Consider the following 17,838-nt stretch of genomic DNA (forward strand, 5'->3'; position numbering starts at 1 on the left):
AATGGACACACCCATAGGGCTGGACCGCAATGGTTGGATCAGGCCAGGGTGGGCGAATGGCGGAGAGGGAGTGCGTGAGATGACCAGCGAATTCATTGTCCCAACGACTGAAGACGGGATCGTCTCCAGTGATCTCTTGGACATGTCGGTAACCGTGCTCAAGACCTTGTCTGATCCGGCAAGACTTCAGATGCTCTGGGCGTTGTCCATGGAGGACCTATCTCTGTCTGATCTGGCCCAGTTGATTGGCGTCAGCCCAACGGTCGCCAGCCAGTTGCTGTCCAGGTTGCGGGCCGCGGGTGTGCTTCAAACAAGGAAGTCCGGACGTCACGTAATTTACTCGATGCACGACGAGCGATCGCGGGAGTTCATCCGGCAGACCTTGGACTTCGCGAAGCATCGGCTTGATCTGCAGGATGCGCGCCTAGAGGAAGACCAATAAGCAACTGTGGAAATGCATGGCCAATGGGACGAATGCAGCCACTTCCAGCCGAATTTCTGATAAGCCGATAATCTACATTATGTAAAGTAGTGGAAATCTAGGCCTCCCCGATTCGGGTTTCAGTGCGCTATTCCCCTTGGCGACGTCAAAGTATCGACGTATTGTCCTCATATGCCACTCATCCGAAAGTTCGCGGACGATTCGTCGGGTTCGGTAGTTCTTCGATGGTGTTTCAACGTATCGGCTGACCGACTCTGGAATGTGCTGACTGGATGCCAGACCTTGCCACTCTGGCTGGGTACCCACCGCGCTGGCAACCTTGCCGTGGGTTCGACTGTGAAAATCGAACATGCGGAAGGCTATATCTGCGAAAGCCTGATTGAGCGGATTGATCCAGCGACGGCCCTTGAGATGTCCTGGAAGTTTCCAGAAGAATCGGAATCGAAGGTTAGTTGGATTCTGCGGTCCGTCCCGATCGGAGCTGAACTCGTGCTCACCCACTTAAATATCAGCGTTGACGTCACAACTTACTTGGCTGGGTGGGAAACGCATCTAACCTATCTGGAGTCCGTCTTGCTGGGAGCGCCGCGGTCGATGGATCAATTTTGGGATCTATATCGGGAGATATACGAGAGTTTGGGCGATTCGCCTGCACCTCTCCCCTAATCTTTTTGCCGACAGGTGGTTCCGATTTCTCTATTCTTTGCGGACGGTTTGCACGACCGTGCAGAAACACCACCTGGGACGAAGCTGATGCTCTCCTCGCCTTCGCCGTTCAGGGCCGCGATCGGTGGTCTGCTGGTTTTACTCTCGGCCATCTCGGCGCTTTCTTCCTGGAGGGATACGCGACGAAGCCAGTGCTCATCGGATTGATTCAACGATCGATTAATATTGTGTCTGGTGGCGCAATTGCCGCTCTGGTCGTGCAGGATGGGCATCCCCCATCCGCTCATTTCAAGGACCCCAACGACGGTGCATCATTATATTCGAGATGTATTGCTTACAGTTTGGATTGCAATGTGGTGCTTTGTTTCGGCGTGAAGCGAACCATCACCAACATGCCAAGCAGCTCTACCAAGGTCTGGCTCACGACTACGGCAGAGGCTAATTCCAGCTCCGCCGGCAGGGCCAGAGCCAGTGGAAGCACTACCAGTGAATTTCGGGTGACGCCGCTGAATGTCGCGGCCCGCAGTGAGGCCATGGGTAGCTGGAAGAGTTTTCCTGCAGAGTATCCAAGGATGTTCATCAGGCCGATAAAAAGGACAAAAACAAGGATGCCCAGCGCCAATTGGGCAAAGCTGGACTGCACCGTGTAGATCTGCGAACCGACCACGCAAAACAGCGTTCCCATCATCAAGGGAACCATGAGGTAGTCGGCCCAATCGCCGATGCACTCCATCCGTGCAAAGCGCGTTGACAGTGCTTGGGTGAGTGCTGCTGCGAGCAAGGGAAGCGTAATGAGCCCCAGCAACGCCATCAGGAAAGGCCCTGGAACGATCATGCTGATTGCAGAAGGGCCAGCAAACAAGTAGAGGTATGCCGGCACAAGCACCATCTGTAAAATCAGCAAAAGGGGTGTGGCGGCCAGCAGCCTTTGGCTGTCTCCCCCAGCTAAGCCGGTAAACACGATGACGTAGTCGATGCAGGGTGCCAGCAGGACCAGTAGAACCCCGAAGAGCAGAGGCTGTTCCCCCGCCACGAGACGCGATAAGCCGAACGCCACGATCGGCACTACGACAAAGTTGATGGTGCACAGTGCACCCATGAACCGGATGTCCCGGAAGGCCTGGGGCAAACGTGTTAGCGGCATGCTCAGGAAAGTAGCGTAGAGCAGCAGACCCAAGATTGGATTGACCGTGAATTCAAGCGCCTTGCTGGCTGAAGGCAAAACCAGGCCGAAGACGCATCCGGCCGCGATCGCGGTGAGGTAGAGAGCGATCTGGTGAGCTTGCATCCATGCATTGCCAGGCCACGTCTTCATGGGACTAATGCTAGAGCAGACCTTGCATCAGGAAGGAATGCCAGGGCATTCGTGGCGAGCCTTCATCAGGCACGCGTGTGTCTGAACCGAGATCGCTCGAAACAGCACCAGATTATTCATGGTCCGCAGGGTAAACCTATGATGAGTACATGAAGGAATCTATTCGTATGTGGCCATTGTGGATGGCTGTCGACGTTGTTCTGATTGTTCTCTTCGCCCTGCTCGGCAGGCGTGAACATGAACATGCCTTGAGCTTTAGTGGCATCTTGATGACAGCCCTGCCGTTCTTGATCGCCTATGTGGTGATGACCTTGCTGTCCAGGCCATGGTTCACGATCAATAAGCTCTTCCCTGCAGGCGTACTGGTCTGGGTAGGGACCGTAGCAGCTGGGCTAGCGCTGCGCATCGCTTTTGGTTCCACCGCAGCTGTCCCATTCATTATCGTTGCTTCGCTGGTCCTGGGCCTGTTCTTGATGGGGCGTAGGCTGTTAACTTCGTTGGTCGCCAAGCGCTCAGATAAATAGCAGTCCAAGCCCGTAGGAACCTGCGGCAACAAGGCCGCTGGCGAAAGTCCCCAGGATGAACTGTTCAGCGGCGCGATGATCTTTCAGTTCCGAGAACCGCCCGAGACCCTTAACCGCCAGAACGACCGCAATGCCTTCTGGCCAACCAGCCCAGAGGCTTCCGACAATTGCCGTCCGTTCCAGAAGTCCGATCCAAAGTCCGCCACGAAGCGGTGAAGGGTCGGACTCTTCCTTTTGGAGCTCGACGTCATTCTTGGCAGCAAGCCGGAAAATCAGCTCCGTAAAAGGGCCGCCGAAACTAATGGCAAAGATGGAACTCAGGACGATAGCGTAAACCGGTGGAATCCCTTGCGTCTGCATCGATGTTTGGGAGACTGCAGCCAGCAGTGCCGAAAGCAGTGCGAACAAGCCAGAACCAACTACGAGCCAGTCACGAACGCGAGCTCGTTTGCCCACGGCATGACCGAAGTAGGCGGATATGCACGAGACGAATGCCGCTAGGCAAAGACTCCCCCACGCGATCCAAAGCATTTACTGCTCCTTTAACATCTTGAGCTGACGGGTTAGCGATTTCGCAGCTTCATCCATCATCCGATTCGCTTCAAACCATAGTGCGGCCGACAGCCGAGAAGAGACGGCTTGCTGAGTGATTCCAAGTTTCTTGGCAATCTGTTGCTGGGTCATGCCCTCGTCAGCCAATGTGCCGGCTTCCCAAGCTGTGGCCCTTCGCTTGGAAACGATGCAGGCAGTTAACTGGAGCTCAGCTTCCAGACGGGTGGCTTCATGCGATGGCCCGTGAACAGCGATATGTGCGTTGGTGTTCTTCGCGCGTTCCACGGCAACACGGGCATATTCAAAGGCCGGTCCTCGGCCAGCCCGGGTCTCTTCCGGCAACGGCGTTTCGACCTGTCCGAAACCAAGGCCAACGCTCCAGTCCCCTGACGCCGCCATCATCACTGCCAAGCGAATTGCTTCATTGGCATCATCCAAGACAGCCTGAACCTCATCGCCGGCGGTTCGCTGGAACGGGCGGACCACAGGGACGGTAGCATTAGCTTGCTTGACTAGTGCTTCCACCTTGTCTTCGGTGGATCGGGAACGTCGCTGGTCAATAGTCAAGACAATCATGGAACAATCATAAAACTTTGTATTCATATCTACAAACTAAAATTCTTGTACTTTGCTAAGTCTGGTGATGCAGCCATGCCTGCCATTCTCGGCTTTTCGACTACAGTTGATTCCAGATCAACCGCCTCTTGCCAGGCGGCAAGTTAGAACCGAAAGGCATAGTGATGGTCACCGCATTCGTCATGATCCAGACTGCAACTGACAGTATCCCCGAGTGCGCACAGCAGATCTCGGCAATCTCGGGCATCAGTGAAGTCTACTCCGTCGCAGGCGACTGGGACTTGATTGCCATTGCACGGGTCAACAAGCACGAGGATCTCGCCGAAGTCATCGCTAATAAGCTTTCCAAGATTCCAGGCATCCGCGGCACCCAGACCCACATCGCTTTCCGCGCTTACTCCGAGCATGACCTCGAAGCAGCTTTTTCCCTCGGTCTAGACGACTAAGCGGTATCGAAAACAAAGCCGGTCTTTGGTTCACTGATTGTAAAGTCGTGAACCAAAGACCGGCTTTGTCGCTGCCTGCAGGAGCTACTCCCCTACGATCGCCTGGGTCGTTGACGACCAAGCGTCCAGGGCGGACTTCGCCGCACCGGAATCGATCGAATGTGCTGCCTTTTCAATGGCGGCCCGCATGCGATCTTCGAAACTGCCCTCAGCAGTATCGCTGTACGCAACCATTCCTGCGGCCGCGTTGAGGAGAACTGCGTCCCGAACAGGGCCGGTCGCTCCCGAGATGACATCGAGTACAACCCCTGCGTTGTGTTGCGCATCCCCACCGCGGAGATCATCGAGCGTCGCCCGGGCGAGTCCAACATCTTGGGCGTCGAACGTGAACTCGGTCACTTGGCCATTGCGCACTTCCCAGACTCGGTTGGCAGCCGTGGTCGTTAGTTCATCCAGTCCGTCGTCTCCGCGGAAGACCAGGCCGCGCACGCCACGGCTTGCAAGCACGCCAGCCATGATTGGTGCCATGACCAGATCAGAGCATCCGATGGCGGACGCGGTTGGCAAGGCGGGATTGGTCAACGGGCCCATGAAGTTGAAGGCGGTAGGTATCCGCAATTGACGTCGTGCTCCGGCAACGTGGCGCATGGAGGGGTGGAATACATTGGCGAAGCAGAACGCAATCCCAACCTTGTCGTACACCTCTACAAGGCGCTCGATTGGTACCTCCAGGCGGACCCCTAGTGCTTCGAGCACGTCGGCCGATCCTGAGGATGAAGAGGACGCGCGGTTGCCGTGCTTAACTATGCTCACGCCGGCACCAGCGCAGACCAACGTGGACATCGTGGAGATATTGACCGTGTTCTGGCGATCGCCGCCCGTGCCGACAATGTCCAAGGTTTGTGCGTCAATGGTCAATGGGCGCGCGTTGGCCACCATGGAGTCCACTAGGCCGGTCAATTCGGCCACGGTTTCGCCTTTGGAGCGCAGTGCAACCAGGAAGCCGGCGATCTGCACGTCGCTCGCCTCGCCGGACATGATCTCATTCATGGCCCAAGCGGCCTGTTCGCGGCTGAGATCGCCACCGTCGATCAGGGTGGCCAATAGATCTGGCCACGTCGGGAACTTTTCGTTTACAAGGCTCGTTGACACATGAGAAAGCCTATCGAGACACTGGCCGCGCCACCCAATTCATGTCGCTAAATGATGTGGCTCAAGTCGCTAAAATCGCCTAGTTTCCAAGGTTAAATACGCAATACTTTCGTTGCATAAATGATTGTTTCGCGAGACGCGCCGAATGAAGCTCTACGAATTGTAGAAAGAGTTTTCTCCGTACTTCCGCATGTTTCCGCGGATGTTGCCGTGATGTGGCGCAACAAACCTCCGTGAACCCGCTTTTGCATTGGTATCTGAGGGCCATTTAGAGACATAATGTCAGTGTGACAACTGCGACTCATGCCCCAAATACGACGGCGCCACATGCGCCGAACCGCCCAAACATGGTGTCGGTGGGAACGATGGTGTGGCTCTCCAGCGAGCTCATGTTCTTCGCCGCCCTCTTCGCCATGTACTTCAGCCTCCGGGCTGCCGCGCCCGAACTATGGGCGACTGAAACTGCCAAGCTCAACGTGCCGTTCGCGCTGGCTAACACCATCATCCTGGTGTCCAGCTCGTTCTCCTGCCAGCTAGGCGTGTTCCGTGCCGAAGAATTCAAGCCTCGCCGCTCTGGCGGGCTGTTCAACTTCAAGGAATGGGGAATGATTGAATGGTTCATTCTCACCTTCATCCTTGGTGCGATCTTCGTTTCGGTCCAGGCCTACGAATACGCTGTCCTCGTTAGCGAGGGCGTGGCCATCAACTCGAACTCCTACGCTTCGGCCTTCTACATTACGACCGGCTTCCACGGCATCCACGTCGCTGGTGGTCTGATCGCATTCTTGCTGATCATTGGTCGTGCGATGCTGGCTAAGAAGTTTGGTCACTTCGAAGCAACCGGCTCCATCGTGGTGTCCTACTACTGGCACTTCGTTGACGTTGTTTGGATCGCCCTGTTCGCGATCATCTACTTCTTGAAGTAGCAGCTTAAATTCATTAGTTGCCTCAACAAGAAGTACGGCAACACCACACCAAAGAAACTAAGTGAGGAACCAGCAAGTGAAGGCTCTTTCGAAAAAGCGCCGCCACCCGCTCGCCGCTGTGGCCCTGCTTCTGTTCGGATTGCTGATTACCGGCAGTCTCTACACTGCAGCCGGTAACATCAGCGAAGCGAAGGCAGCTGAGACCACTACTGCATCGCAGGCCGATGTAGAAGAAGGTCAGAAGCTTTTCGTCGCCAACTGCGCTACTTGCCACGGCATGAATGCCGAAGGCTCCGATTCCGGTCCATCGCTGATTGGCGTTGGCGCGGCATCCGTGGACTTCCAGGTCGGCACCGGCCGCATGCCGATGCAGATGCAGGGACCACAGGCCCAGGTCAAGCCGGTGCAGTTCGACGACGAGCAGATCTCCCAGCTGGCAGCATACGTTGCAAGCCTGGGTGCAGGCCCAGCGATCCCTGATGAGGAATACTTGGATACCACCCAGGGCGACGCCGCCCACGGTGGCACCGTCTTCCGTGTGAACTGCGCGATGTGCCACAACGCGGCTGCTGCCGGTGGTGCGCTGACCCGCGGCAAGTTCGCACCAACCCTGACCGGTGTATCCGAAAAGCACATCTACGAAGCGATGGCTACCGGCCCACAGAACATGCCAGTGTTCAACGACTCGAACATCACCCCAGAAGAGAAGCGTGATGTCATCACCTTCCTGAAGACCATTGAAGCCAATGGTTCCGCTGGCGGTGCAGCCCTGGGCTCCCTGGGTCCAGTTGCTGAAGGCCTGTTCACCTGGACCGCAGGTCTGGGTATCATCATTGCCTTCACCATTTGGTTGACCTCGCGTCCTTCCTAAGGCAAACCACGGCCACGGCCGTAACCATCACTACGTACATAAATTCCTAACAGAAGGATGAGAGAGAAACATGGGCGACCATAGTCACGGCAGTCCCGAAAACTCGGGCACCGTTGCTAAGGCTGACGATGTAGCTCAGGATCGTTTCCCAGATCCGGGCCTACCACCGCATCGTCCGCGTCTCGCAGACCGCGATCCGCGCGCAGCCAAGCGACATGAGCGTCAAGTAGCGCTCCTATTTACCATCTCCATCATCGGCACGCTCTTCTTCTTCGTGGCCTACTTCGTCCTGGGCCGCCTAGGCGAGATGACCTTCGCTGAACTGCGTGTGCAGAACGCTGCACTGGGACTGGGCACCGCCTTCGCGATGCTTGGTATCGGTGTGGGTATTGTTCACTGGGCCAAGACCCTGATGCCGGATCACGAGCTCATGGAAATGCGCCACGAGATCCGCTCGGAAGAAGATCGCCAGGATGCCGTCGAGATCATCGATACCGTTATCGAGGAATCGGGCATCAAGCGTCGTCCGCTGATCCGCAATACCCTGATCGGCGCCATTGCCTTGGCTCCAATCCCGGCAATCTTCATGTTCCGCGACCTGGATCGCACCGGCAACACCGCGAGCCAGATGATCGATTCCCTGCGCCACACCATGTGGGACAAGGGCGTCCGTCTGACCCGCGACCCATCCGGTACCCCGATCAAGGCTTCGGACGTGCAGATCGGTTCTGCTTTCCACGTGATCCCAGAAGGCCTGAACGAGGCCGAGCACCCGCTGAACGAAAAGGCCAAGGCCGTCGTTCTGCTGATGCGCATGGATCCAGCGGAAATGCAGATCTCCGAGGGGCGTGAAACCTGGAACGTCGACGGCATCGTCGCGTACTCCAAGATTTGCACCCACGTTGGTTGCCCGATTGCTCTGTACGAGCAGCACACCCACCACTTGCTGTGCCCATGCCACCAGTCGACCTTTGACCTGACGCAGGAATGCAAGGTCATCTTCGGCCCGGCTGGCCACGCACTGCCGCAGCTGCCAATCACCGTGGACTCCGAGGGCTACCTGGTCGCCCAGAGTGACTTCCACGAGCCAGTTGGCCCATCGTACTGGGAGCGTGGTTAATCATGGCTACTAACGAGTACCAAGCATCGACCGCTACCGGTCGCATCGCGAACTTCGTGGACTCCCGCGTTGGCGCGTCGGGCATTGTCAAGGAATTCGGTCGCAAGATCTTCCCTGACCACTGGTCGTTCATGTTCGGTGAAGTGGCGATGTACACCTTCGTGCTGCTGCTGCTCTCCGGCACCTTCCTGACCTTCTTCTTCGATCCGTCGATGGCGCACGTCACCTACAACGGTTCGTATGTACCGATGAAGGGCATCGGCATGTCGACGGCTATGGCCTCGACCATGGAGATCTCCTTCGACGTGCGCGGCGGCCTGTTCATGCGCCAGGTGCACCACTGGTCGGCACTGCTGTTTGTTGCTTCCCTCTCCGTGCACATGCTGCGCGTATTCTTCACCGGCGCATTCCGTCGCCCACGTGAACTGAACTGGGTTGTTGGCGGCGTGCTGCTGATCATGGGTCTGGCTGCCGGTTTCACCGGCTACTCCCTGCCGGATGACCTGCTGTCCGGTAACGGACTGCGCATTATCGATGGCGTCATGAAGGCTCTGCCAATCGTGGGCACCTACCTGTCGATGTTCTTCTTCGGCGGAGAGTTCCCAGGCGATACGGTGATCCCGCGTCTGTACTCGCTGCACATCATGATCGTTCCTGCGATCATCATCCTGCTGATTGTGATCCACCTGTTCATGGTTGTGACCCACAAGCACACCCAGTACCCAGGCCCAGGCCGCACCAACGACAACGTTGTTGGCTTCCCTGTTGGCCCGGTCTACGCAGCGAAGGCCGGTGGATTCTTCTTCATCGTCTTCGGCATCGTGGCATTGATTGCTGGCCTGTTCCAGATCAACCCGGTATGGAACTACGGGCCTTACGACCCATCCCCTGTTTCGGCTGGTACCCAGCCGGACTGGTACATCGGCTTCGTTGATGGCGCTCTGCGCCTGATGCCTGGTGTGCTTGGCAACTTCAGCTTCGAATGGATCATTCCATTCCCATGGGGCGACAACACCCTGGTGCTGTCCGTCCTGCTGCCAGCATTGGTTCCTGCCGGCGCACTGTTCGCAGTGATGTTCGCCTGGCCATGGATCGAACGCTGGGTCACCAAGGATGACCGCGAGCACCACCTGCTCGACCGTCCACGCAACGCTCCATTCCGTACGGCAATGGGCGCGGCAGGCGTAGTGTTCTACTGCGTCATGTGGGCTGCTGCCTCCTCCGACTTGATCGCGACCCACTTCCATGTGTCGCTGAACGATGTCACCTACTGGCTGCGTACGCTGTTCTTCCTGGGCCCAATCCTGGCCTTCTGGCTGACTCGCCGTATCTGCCTGTCGCTGCAGCGCAAGGATCGCGAGATCGTCCTGCACGGCCGCGAAGCCGGCATCATCCAGATGTCGCCTGAGGGTGGCTTCTCGGAGAAGCACGAGGAAATTGATGTCTACAAGCGTTACCTGCTGACCAACTACGTTGATCGCCAGTACATCCCGGCTCAGCCTGATGCAGCAGGACACGTCTCCGGTTCGGAGAAGCGTCGTGCGGCACTGTCGAAGTTCTTCTTCGAAGACCGCGTCGCCCCGGTAACCCCATCGGAGCTGGAAGCTGCTCATGCAGCCCACGGCCACCATGAGGTCGAAGGCGACAAGCAGGACTCGATCACTAAGTAACAGCGACTCGAGTTAGTCACAAAGGGAGGGACACACCGCAAGGTGTGTCCCTCCCTTCGTTAACCCATCTTTCCTGCGGCCTTGTGTGCACCAGAGCGCCAGCCAATGCCGCGAACATGAGGTCGGGCCATCCACGGATCTCCCAGTCGATTAGAAGGGCTTCTGGCGCTGTGCCAGCATGCGATGCCGGGGCCAGCAAGGCCTTGCTCCCCCGCCAGGTTCGCAATAGGCGTTGGGGGTTACCGGGTGAGGCCAAGAACCTGCTGCGATGGTTGATTCAACCTGTGCGCGTAGGCTCCATTGCTCTTCACCCGCGAGGAAGCGGAATGCCGTCTGCAGATGAATCTGGGAGGCCACCAGCCAGCCGCAATTCCGGATCGGAGCCGCTCACGACTGTGGCTGCTCAAGGTGGTTGCTGCCCAGACAAGAGTCCAGCTCCAGGAAGCGATCTAGGCCTATTCCCTGCAGCAGCCAACTTCCTGCGTCTCTCCCCTGACACACTTTCAAGAGATCAAGGGCCGGCACCGTCGTTGGAATAGTTGATGAGGACCTGGAGATGGCGTTTTGGAGGTTGGGTTGTTGCGATGGATGACGGTCGCCGCCATGCTTGCGCGGATAGGCCAGTGTGCAGTGGTGCTGCTGACCGTCAACGTGCAGTTCTGTTGGCCATCAGTGGGCATTATTCATGGCTGCTGTTGGGCAGAAACCAATTTCCTTGACACCCGAGTCGCAAGCCTAGGCTCAGAAGGTGTCCGTGTAGCGTGGCGTGCGAGTACCGACTCGCTGCAATGGAACGAACAGCTTGTAGCGGTCCGACCGGTAGAGCGAGACAGAATAGTCGGCCAACCGATCGCCGATGTAGGCGTAGCGCGTGATCTGCAGGAGCGGGAAGCCGGGGTCTACGCCCAAGAGCACCGCTTGCCTCTTGCTGGCTGCAGTGCTTTCCACTTGATCCTCGCCCCATTCAAGCAAGATGCCGTAGCGCTCGTGCAAGGCTTGATATAGCTTGGACGGCGGCTCGCCATCCACGAAACCCGGCACGAGATCAGCGGGCATATAGTTCTCGTCCAGACTCATGGGAATGCCATCGGCGAGCAGCAGGCGCTTGAACTGGACGACTGCTGTGCCCTCCTCCACCATCAGCTGCGCCGCAAGGCTGGCGTTGGCCTTGATCTCCGCGAATTCGAGTACGTGGGCATCGGGAACCATGCCGCGGCGCATCATGTCCTCGGAGTAGGAGTGCAAGCGGACACGGAGATCCAGTTTCTCGGGCACGACGAAGGTCCCAATTCCGACTACCCGCTTGAGCACCTGTTCATCGACCAGCGCGTCGATGGCTTGCCGGATGGTTTTGCGGGCCACGCCGAAGTGCTCAGCCAGCACGCGTTCGGGTGGCAGCTTGTAGCCGGGTTTGCAGGCTTCGCGCGCATGGGTCTTGAGAATCTCGCGGATCTGCCGGTACTTGCTTTGCTTGCTCTGCGGATCAAGGTGCGCCTGAACGTGTGGCTGCGGTGCGTGGCGCATGCTGCATCTCCTCGAACTGGATATCCCGAGGGCCAATTGCCTTCGAAGAACTGTTATTAAAAGACTAACGGGGTGGCAAGCAAAAGTGCTTGCCACCCCGTCAGGGTTACTGCTTAGTGAGCGTGATCGCCACGGCTGTATTCGTAAACCCAGCCGGTCACACCAACGACGGCCAAGCCGGCGCCGATGAAGAAGACCCACCAGCCGACAGCCAGGCCAAGGAAGCCAACAGCTGCCGCGGATGCCAGGACCAATGGCCACCAGCTCCATGGGGAGAACATTCCGATATCGCCCGCGTTCTCGTGGATTTCGCCATCCACACGGTCCTCCGGGCGGTTGCCAACGCGCTTAGCGGTGAACAGCAAGTAGCCGCCTACCATTGCCGAGAGTCCAACCAGCATGATCAAGGCCAGCAATCCGACCCATTCTTCCCAGTTGGTCATGTAACCGTAGACAATTGCTACCGGGGTGAAGAAGAAGACGCCACCCAGGAAAATCCAGGATTCAACTTTCATCGTTATACGTCCTTCTGGTCAGCCGAGCCGAAGATCTTCGCAACCGGAGTTTCGGGGGTAACCCGTCCGCTCAGTTCCGGGTGGTGCAGATCCAGTGCTGGACGCTCCGAACGGATGCGAGGGATGGAGTGGAAGTTGTGACGTGGTGGAGGGCAAGAGGTTGCCCACTCCAGCGATGCGCCGAAGCCCCATGGATCGTCAACTTCAACCTTCTTGGCGTTTCGGTGGGTTACCCACACGTTCCAGAAGAATGGAATCATCGATGCACCCAGGATGAATGCGAAGACGGTCGATACCTGGTTCATGGTGGTGAAGCCATCTTCAGGCATGTAGTCGGCGTAGCGACGTGGCATGCCCATGACGCCCAGCCAGTGCTGGATCAGGAAAGTGCCGTGGAAGCCGATGAACAGCAACCAGAAGTGGATCTTGCCAAGGCGCTCGTTGAGCATCTTGCCGGTCCACTTTGGCCACCAGAAGTAGAAGCCAGCGAACATCGCGAACACGACGGTACCGAAGACCACGTAGTGGAAGTGGGCCACAACGAAGTAGGTATCCGATACGTGGAAGTCCAGGGACGGAGCCGACAGGATGATGCCGGTCAGGCCGCCGAACAGGAAGGTGATCATGAAGCCCATGCTCCAGAGCATGGGGGTTTCGAAGGTGATCGAGCCGCGCCACAGGGTACCGATCCAGTTGAAGAACTTCACACCGGTTGGAACCGCGATCAGCATGGTCATGAAGCCGAAGAATGGCAGCATGACCGAGCCGGTGACGTACATGTGGTGTGCCCACACGGAAACCGACAGGGCGGCAATTGCGATGGTCGCGAAGACCAGGCCCTTGTAGCCGAAGATCGGCTTGCGGGAAAACACTGGGAAGATCTCAGAGACGATGCCGAAGAACGGCAATGCAATGATGTATACCTCAGGGTGGCCGAAGAACCAGAACAGGTGCTGCCAGAGTACGGCACCGCCATTGTCCGGATCGAAGATGTGAGCGCCGAAGCGGCGGTCTGCACCCAGTGCGAACAGCGCAGCTGCCAGTGGCGGGAAGGCCATCAGGACCAGCAACGAGGTGATCAGGGTGTTCCACGAGAAGATCGACATGCGCCACATGGTCATGCCAGGCGCGCGCAGGCAGATGATGGTGGTGATGAAGTTGACGGCGCCAAGGATGGTACCGAAGCCCGACAGTGCAAGGCCGAAGACCCAGAGGTCGCCGCCGATGCCTGGCGAGAAGGTGGTGTTCGACAGCGGTGCGTACGCGAACCAACCGAAGCTAGCTGCACCCTGAGGGGTGAGGTAGCCGGCCAGGGCGATAATCGAGCCCAGCGAGAAGAACCAGAATGCCAAGGCGTTCAGACGTGGGAAGGCCACATCCGGCGAGCCGATCTGCAGAGGCATCATGACGTTGGCGAAACCAGCGAACAGCGGGGTTGCGAACATCAGGAGCATGACGGTGCCGTGCATGGTGAACAGCTGGTTGTACTGTTCCTTGGTCTGCAGGATCTGCATGCCTGGTTCGAACAGCTCTGCACGAATCAGCAGCGCCATCAGGCCGCCGACGCAGAACAGGATGAACGAGCTGATCAGGTACATGTACCCGATCTTCTTGTGGTCGGTCGAAGTGATGTAGTCGACGAACAGACGACCCTTAGACTTCGGCACTACGGCTGGGGCAATCGACTTTACGTCGTCAGTCGCATATTCAAACGTTGTCATGATTACTCTCCTTCCCCGTGCTCTACTACTACGCCGTTTACAGCATTTGGCTGACGGTCGTATTCTTCACCAATGTGGCCATCTTCCATCTTCGCCAGCTGAGCCTTGAACTCGGACTCGCTGACAACCTCGACGTTGAAGAGCATCTCCGAGTGGTACTCGCCGCAAAGCTCGGCGCACTTGCCGTCGTAGCTGCCTTCAACCTGCGGAGTCAGGTAGATGTAGTTGGTCTTGCCTGGGATCATGTCCAGCTTCTGCAAGAAGGCTGGGACCCAGAAGGAGTGGATGACATCGCGGCTATTGAGCTCAAGGGTTACCGACTTGCCTGCTGGCAGGTACAAGGTTGGCAGTTCTTCGCGAACGCCTTCCGAGCCATCGGTGTTCAAGTGAGCCTGTTCGCCGGCAAAGTACTTCTCGGTGCCCTGGTAGCTGTAGTTGAAGTCCCAGGCCCATTGCTTGGCTCGGACGTCCACTACAACCTCAGAATCAACAGGAGCGTTGATCTGCTTTTCCAGGTTGTTGTTGAAGCTAAAGAAGACTAGAACAAGGACCAAAGGAATGGCCGTGTAGAAGATCTCCAATGGCAGGTTGTAGCTCAGCTGACGCGGGTAACCCGTATCGTTCTTGCGGCGACGGTAGGCAATGACGCACCAGAGCATCAATCCCCAGGTCAATACGCCGATGACAATAACAGCGATCCACGAGTTAACCCAGAAATCCTGGATTGCCCCGGTGTGGTTGGTGGTATCGCGCTCCACGTTTGGGAGCCAACCGCGTTTTGCCTCCGCTGTACATCCCGTCAACAGCAATGCGCCAGTGCCGACTAAAGCCAGTACTTTGGCTTTAGCGGACCCGCGACTGCCGGTTCGGTCTTGCGAACTCACAGACGGCCCTTCCTCTTTGTTGGTGCAGAATGTGGTCTTCATAAGTCACCTCGTGGTTTAAACGAGTTGCACGGTGAGGTGGCTCACGAAGGGAAACATAGTTTTACTACTTAATGTAGAGCTTACCCTCTTTGGGGTCAGAATGCCGAAAAACGCCGCTGTACTAACGAGAAATTTCTTCAACGTTTGAACAGCGGCGTTAGTTCCCTACGGCCTAGTGGAAGGAATCTCCACACGCGCAGGAGCCGGATGCGGCGGGGTTGTCGATGGTGAAGCCCTGCTTCGAGATGGTGTCCTCGAAATCAATGGATGCGCCAGCAAGATAAGGCACGCTCATCTTGTCGACGATGACTTCAACGCCGTCGAAGTCGCGCACAGCGTCGCCTTCGAGCATGCGCTCATCGAAATAAAGCTGGTAGATCAGGCCCGAGCAGCCTCCTGGCTGCACTGCGATGCGGAGACGAAGATCATCCCGACCTTCCTGCTCCAGAAGCGAGCGAACCTTCGCCGCTGCCACGTCGGAAATTTCTACCTCGTGGGTTGGAACCTCGGTTGGGTCGCCCTTGGTCTGGTCAACAGATGCAGTCATGATTTTCCTCCCATACTGCTCGATGCGGTACCAAGCCCCAGATTTGTTCTGGAGCTGGCACCTCTGTTCTTGCTTCTATCCTACGTCGCTACGCTGAAGATTTCTCCCCTTGCGTCTCTCCGTATGACACGCTTCATAGTCCCTCGGCGTTGATCCTTGCCAGCATCAGTGCTTCAGCCTCAATGGCGTGCTGGAAGTCGCCCAGGTGCAGCGACTCGTTGGCTGAATGCGCGCGCGAATCAGGATCCTCGACGCCAGTGACGAGAATCTGGGCCTGCGGGAAGACTTCCAGCAAATCTGCAATGAATGGAATTGATCCACCCAGCCCCATATTCACTGGTACAACACCCCAAGCTTGTTCCAGTGCCCAGCGCGCAGTGTCATTAGCTGAAGCATCCAAATCGGCCTTGTAGGCGTTGCCCGCTTCCGTAGCCACAAATTCAACTTCGGCGCCACGCAGGTCAATGCTCTTGACATGTGATTCAAGGGCCTTGAGCGCGTCGGCCGGGTCCTGCCCTGGCGCCAGCCGCATCGATACCTTGAAGCGAGTTGCCGGCAGCAAGGTATTCGATGAGTGGTCAACGCTTGGGATATCCATTCCAATCACGCTCAGTGCTGGTTTATTCCATAAGCGGTCGGTGATTTTCCCGGATCCAGCGAGCTGGAAGGAATCCAGTACGCCGGAATCCTTGCGGAACTCGGCTTCATCGAAATCGACTTCGGCAGCGTCGTTGGCGACCAATCCCGCAACGGCCACGGAGCCATCGTCATTGTGGAAACTGGAAATCAGCTTGGCAGCCAGGATGGGGCCATCGAGAACTGGGCCGCCGAACATGCCAGAATGGACCGCATGGTTCAGCGAGCGGACGGTGATCTCTGCCGCGCACATGCCGCGCAATGAACTGGTCAGCGCCGGAGTTCCAACTGACCAGTTGGACGAGTCGGCAACGACGATAACGTCTGCCGCCAGCTTTTCCTGATGCGCTTCCAAGAAGTTGCGGAAGGATGGGGAGCCAGCTTCTTCTTCGCCTTCGAAGAAGTAGGTTACGCCAACGCCGAAGTCGCTGACGAGATCCAGCACGGCGCGCATCGCAGCGATGTGCACCATGATGCCCGCCTTGTCGTCGGCGGCGCCGCGTCCGAACAGCCGGTCCCCTACCCTCGTGGCTTCGAAGACCGGGGTATTCCAGTCTGCCTCGTTGCCTGGGGGCTGGACGTCGTGGTGCGCGTAGAGCAGCACGGTCGGCTTCCCGGGGGCCGCCTTGCGCTGCGCGACAACGGCAGGTGCGCCCATAGCGCCATTCTGCGCTGGTTCGCGCAGGATTTCCACGGTCTCCATGCCAGCCGACTTCGCCAATTCGGCAGCGGCAGCAGCTGATTTTTCCAGGTTCTGCGGGTCGAAGGATTCCCATGCGATGCTTGGGATCGCGACTAGGGAGGTGAGCTCTTCGAGGATCTTCTCGAAGTTCGTTTCGATGTGGCTCTTGAGCGCGGCAATATCGACACCGTTAGCAGCGGCGTCGAAGGTAGTATTTTCGGTCATGTCTTCAGCCTAGCAATTCCACGGGTATCGAATGTCACGCCGTTGTCGAATCCCGGCTAAGATGGAGGGGTGTTTGGACGTAAGAAGGATGAACCTCAATCCCCCGTAAATGTGGAGCCTGCTCAGCAGGCCCCGGAATCCACCGACGGCCGCAAGACCGGTCCAACGCCCAAGCGCAGTGCGCAGCAGGCGAACCGGCAACGCCCGTTGGTTCCTACTGATCGCAAGGCCGCGAAAGAGGCTGAACGTCAACGACGCATCGAAGCCCAGAACCGTTTACGCTTGGCGAACGAAACTGGCGATGAACGCTACCTGATGCCGCGCGATAAGGGCGAGCAGAAGCGCTACACCCGGAATTTCATTGACTCCCGCTGGATGTTCGGCGAGTTCATGATGTTCATCATCCTGGCCTTCTTGGTCATCTCGCTGGTATTCCAGAGCAATCTGCAGGTCCAGATGTTCGTGCAGCTGGCCCTGTGGGTCGTGATCGCATTGATCATCGTCGAGGCCATCGTGACTTCCATAATCTTGAAGAAGCGCTTGACTGCCAAGTTCGGCCACATGGAGAAGGGCGTACGCATGTACGCTGCGATGCGCGGCATGCAGTTCCGCAAATTGCGCCTGCCGAAGCCGCAGGTGAAGCGCGGCGAAATTATCGACTAGTCGATCCAGCTAGACCACTGAGGGGCAAGCTCGCATGAGCTTGCCCCTTTTCTAATCGAATTCCTCCATGTGGTACAGGGTTATAACTTTGTGAACGTGAATACAAGAAGAATGGAGATCTTCATCTACCGGGCAGTTC

At 57.3% G+C, this 17,838-nt stretch carries 20 protein-coding genes; 9 read left to right on the forward strand and 11 right to left on the reverse strand.

All coding sequences use genetic code 11. From position 1 onward, the window contains the following. The first annotated feature begins 79 nt into the window (after positions 1-79). The gene (locus tag F0M17_RS08325; protein WP_073706241.1) at positions 80-442 is read left to right on the forward strand and encodes a helix-turn-helix transcriptional regulator; all 363 of its coding nucleotides are present in this window, start codon (positions 80-82) and stop codon (positions 440-442) included. A gap of 171 nt (positions 443-613) precedes the next feature. Then, entirely contained in the window at positions 614-1,108 is a 495-nt protein-coding gene (locus tag F0M17_RS17845; protein WP_149596913.1) for an SRPBCC domain-containing protein, read from the forward strand. Here the strand turns inward: F0M17_RS17845 and F0M17_RS08335 are convergent. Together F0M17_RS08335 and F0M17_RS08340 are read right to left on the reverse strand one after the other, a co-directional pair. Beyond that, a complete protein-coding gene (locus tag F0M17_RS08335) occupies positions 1,105-1,380 on the reverse strand; it encodes a hypothetical protein (protein WP_149596914.1) in 276 nt (91 codons plus the stop codon). The genes F0M17_RS17845 and F0M17_RS08335 overlap by 4 nt on opposite strands. A gap of 62 nt (positions 1,381-1,442) precedes the next feature. Further along, positions 1,443-2,423, reverse strand: coding sequence for an arsenic resistance protein (locus tag F0M17_RS08340; RefSeq protein ID WP_066138329.1), 981 nt, complete (start codon positions 2,421-2,423; stop codon positions 1,443-1,445). Between the two features lie 149 nt (positions 2,424-2,572). Here F0M17_RS08340 and F0M17_RS08345 point away from each other — a divergent pair, with 149 nt between their 5' ends. Beyond that, on the forward strand, positions 2,573-2,947 hold the full coding sequence (locus F0M17_RS08345; RefSeq protein WP_149596915.1) for a DUF3054 domain-containing protein: 375 nt from the start codon (positions 2,573-2,575) through the stop codon (positions 2,945-2,947). On the opposite strand, the gene F0M17_RS17610 is transcribed toward F0M17_RS08345, so the two are convergent. Next, the gene (locus F0M17_RS17610) at positions 2,936-3,478 is read right to left on the reverse strand and encodes a hypothetical protein (protein WP_210416709.1); all 543 of its coding nucleotides are present in this window, start codon (positions 3,476-3,478) and stop codon (positions 2,936-2,938) included. The two genes, F0M17_RS08345 and F0M17_RS17610, sit on opposite strands and share 12 nt — an antisense overlap. Further along, entirely contained in the window at positions 3,479-4,075 is a 597-nt protein-coding gene (locus tag F0M17_RS08355) for a sigma factor-like helix-turn-helix DNA-binding protein (protein WP_038991298.1), read from the reverse strand. It abuts the gene before it with no gap. 164 nt (positions 4,076-4,239) lie between these two features. Between F0M17_RS08355 and F0M17_RS08360 the strand changes: the two genes are divergently transcribed. Further along, positions 4,240-4,521, forward strand: a complete 282-nt coding sequence (locus F0M17_RS08360; RefSeq protein ID WP_066138340.1) for an Lrp/AsnC family transcriptional regulator — start codon at positions 4,240-4,242, stop codon at positions 4,519-4,521. Positions 4,522-4,605: 84 nt separating this feature from the next. Here the strand turns inward: F0M17_RS08360 and trpD are convergent, their stop codons facing one another. After that, on the reverse strand, positions 4,606-5,673 hold the full coding sequence (trpD, locus tag F0M17_RS08365; protein WP_073706238.1) for an anthranilate phosphoribosyltransferase: 1,068 nt from the start codon (positions 5,671-5,673) through the stop codon (positions 4,606-4,608). Between the two features lie 287 nt (positions 5,674-5,960). Here trpD and F0M17_RS08370 point away from each other — a divergent pair, with 287 nt between their 5' ends. The 4 genes from F0M17_RS08370 to F0M17_RS08385 all read left to right on the forward strand — a co-directional run bounded on the left by F0M17_RS08370 (position 5,961) and on the right by F0M17_RS08385 (position 10,260). Next, the gene (locus F0M17_RS08370) at positions 5,961-6,599 is read left to right on the forward strand and encodes a heme-copper oxidase subunit III (RefSeq protein WP_038991074.1); all 639 of its coding nucleotides are present in this window, start codon (positions 5,961-5,963) and stop codon (positions 6,597-6,599) included. Positions 6,600-6,675: 76 nt separating this feature from the next. Continuing rightward, the gene (locus F0M17_RS08375) at positions 6,676-7,470 is read left to right on the forward strand and encodes a c-type cytochrome (RefSeq protein ID WP_073706237.1); all 795 of its coding nucleotides are present in this window, start codon (positions 6,676-6,678) and stop codon (positions 7,468-7,470) included. Between the two features lie 70 nt (positions 7,471-7,540). Continuing rightward, a complete protein-coding gene (locus F0M17_RS08380) occupies positions 7,541-8,590 on the forward strand; it encodes a ubiquinol-cytochrome c reductase iron-sulfur subunit (protein WP_066138349.1) in 1,050 nt (349 codons plus the stop codon). A gap of 2 nt (positions 8,591-8,592) precedes the next feature. After that, positions 8,593-10,260 (forward strand): ubiquinol-cytochrome c reductase cytochrome b subunit, encoded by a 1,668-nt coding sequence (locus F0M17_RS08385; protein WP_149596916.1) that lies wholly within the window; start codon positions 8,593-8,595, stop codon positions 10,258-10,260. Positions 10,261-11,001: 741 nt separating this feature from the next. On the opposite strand, the gene F0M17_RS08390 is transcribed toward F0M17_RS08385, so the two are convergent. The 6 genes from F0M17_RS08390 to F0M17_RS08415 all read right to left on the reverse strand — a co-directional run bounded on the left by F0M17_RS08390 (position 11,002) and on the right by F0M17_RS08415 (position 17,036). Continuing rightward, complete coding sequence (locus F0M17_RS08390; RefSeq protein WP_038991078.1) at positions 11,002-11,784, reverse strand: GntR family transcriptional regulator; 783 nt, start codon at positions 11,782-11,784, stop codon at positions 11,002-11,004. A gap of 113 nt (positions 11,785-11,897) precedes the next feature. Then, positions 11,898-12,299: a cytochrome c oxidase subunit 4 gene (locus tag F0M17_RS08395; protein ID WP_038991079.1), complete on the reverse strand. Its 402-nt coding sequence runs from the start codon at positions 12,297-12,299 to the stop codon at positions 11,898-11,900. A gap of 2 nt (positions 12,300-12,301) precedes the next feature. Beyond that, positions 12,302-14,020, reverse strand: coding sequence for a cytochrome c oxidase subunit I (gene ctaD / locus F0M17_RS08400; RefSeq protein WP_073706236.1), 1,719 nt, complete (start codon positions 14,018-14,020; stop codon positions 12,302-12,304). Positions 14,021-14,022: 2 nt separating this feature from the next. Further along, entirely contained in the window at positions 14,023-14,946 is a 924-nt protein-coding gene (coxB, locus tag F0M17_RS08405) for a cytochrome c oxidase subunit II (RefSeq protein WP_223308954.1), read from the reverse strand. A 172-nt stretch (positions 14,947-15,118) separates the two neighbouring features. After that, positions 15,119-15,493 carry an iron-sulfur cluster assembly accessory protein gene (locus F0M17_RS08410; protein ID WP_038991082.1) on the reverse strand — a complete coding sequence of 125 codons (375 nt, stop codon included), beginning with the start codon at positions 15,491-15,493 and terminating at the stop codon, positions 15,119-15,121. Positions 15,494-15,626: 133 nt separating this feature from the next. Continuing rightward, a complete protein-coding gene (locus F0M17_RS08415) occupies positions 15,627-17,036 on the reverse strand; it encodes a M20/M25/M40 family metallo-hydrolase (protein WP_149596917.1) in 1,410 nt (469 codons plus the stop codon). 69 nt (positions 17,037-17,105) lie between these two features. On the opposite strand from F0M17_RS08415, the gene F0M17_RS08420 reads away from it, so the two are divergent. After that, entirely contained in the window at positions 17,106-17,699 is a 594-nt protein-coding gene (locus tag F0M17_RS08420; protein ID WP_038991084.1) for a DUF3043 domain-containing protein, read from the forward strand. Positions 17,700-17,838: the final 139 nt, after the last annotated feature.

The organism is Glutamicibacter sp. ZJUTW, from assembly GCF_008370855.1.
In the GTDB taxonomy this organism is placed as follows: Bacteria; Actinomycetota; Actinomycetes; order Actinomycetales; family Micrococcaceae; genus Glutamicibacter; species Glutamicibacter nicotianae.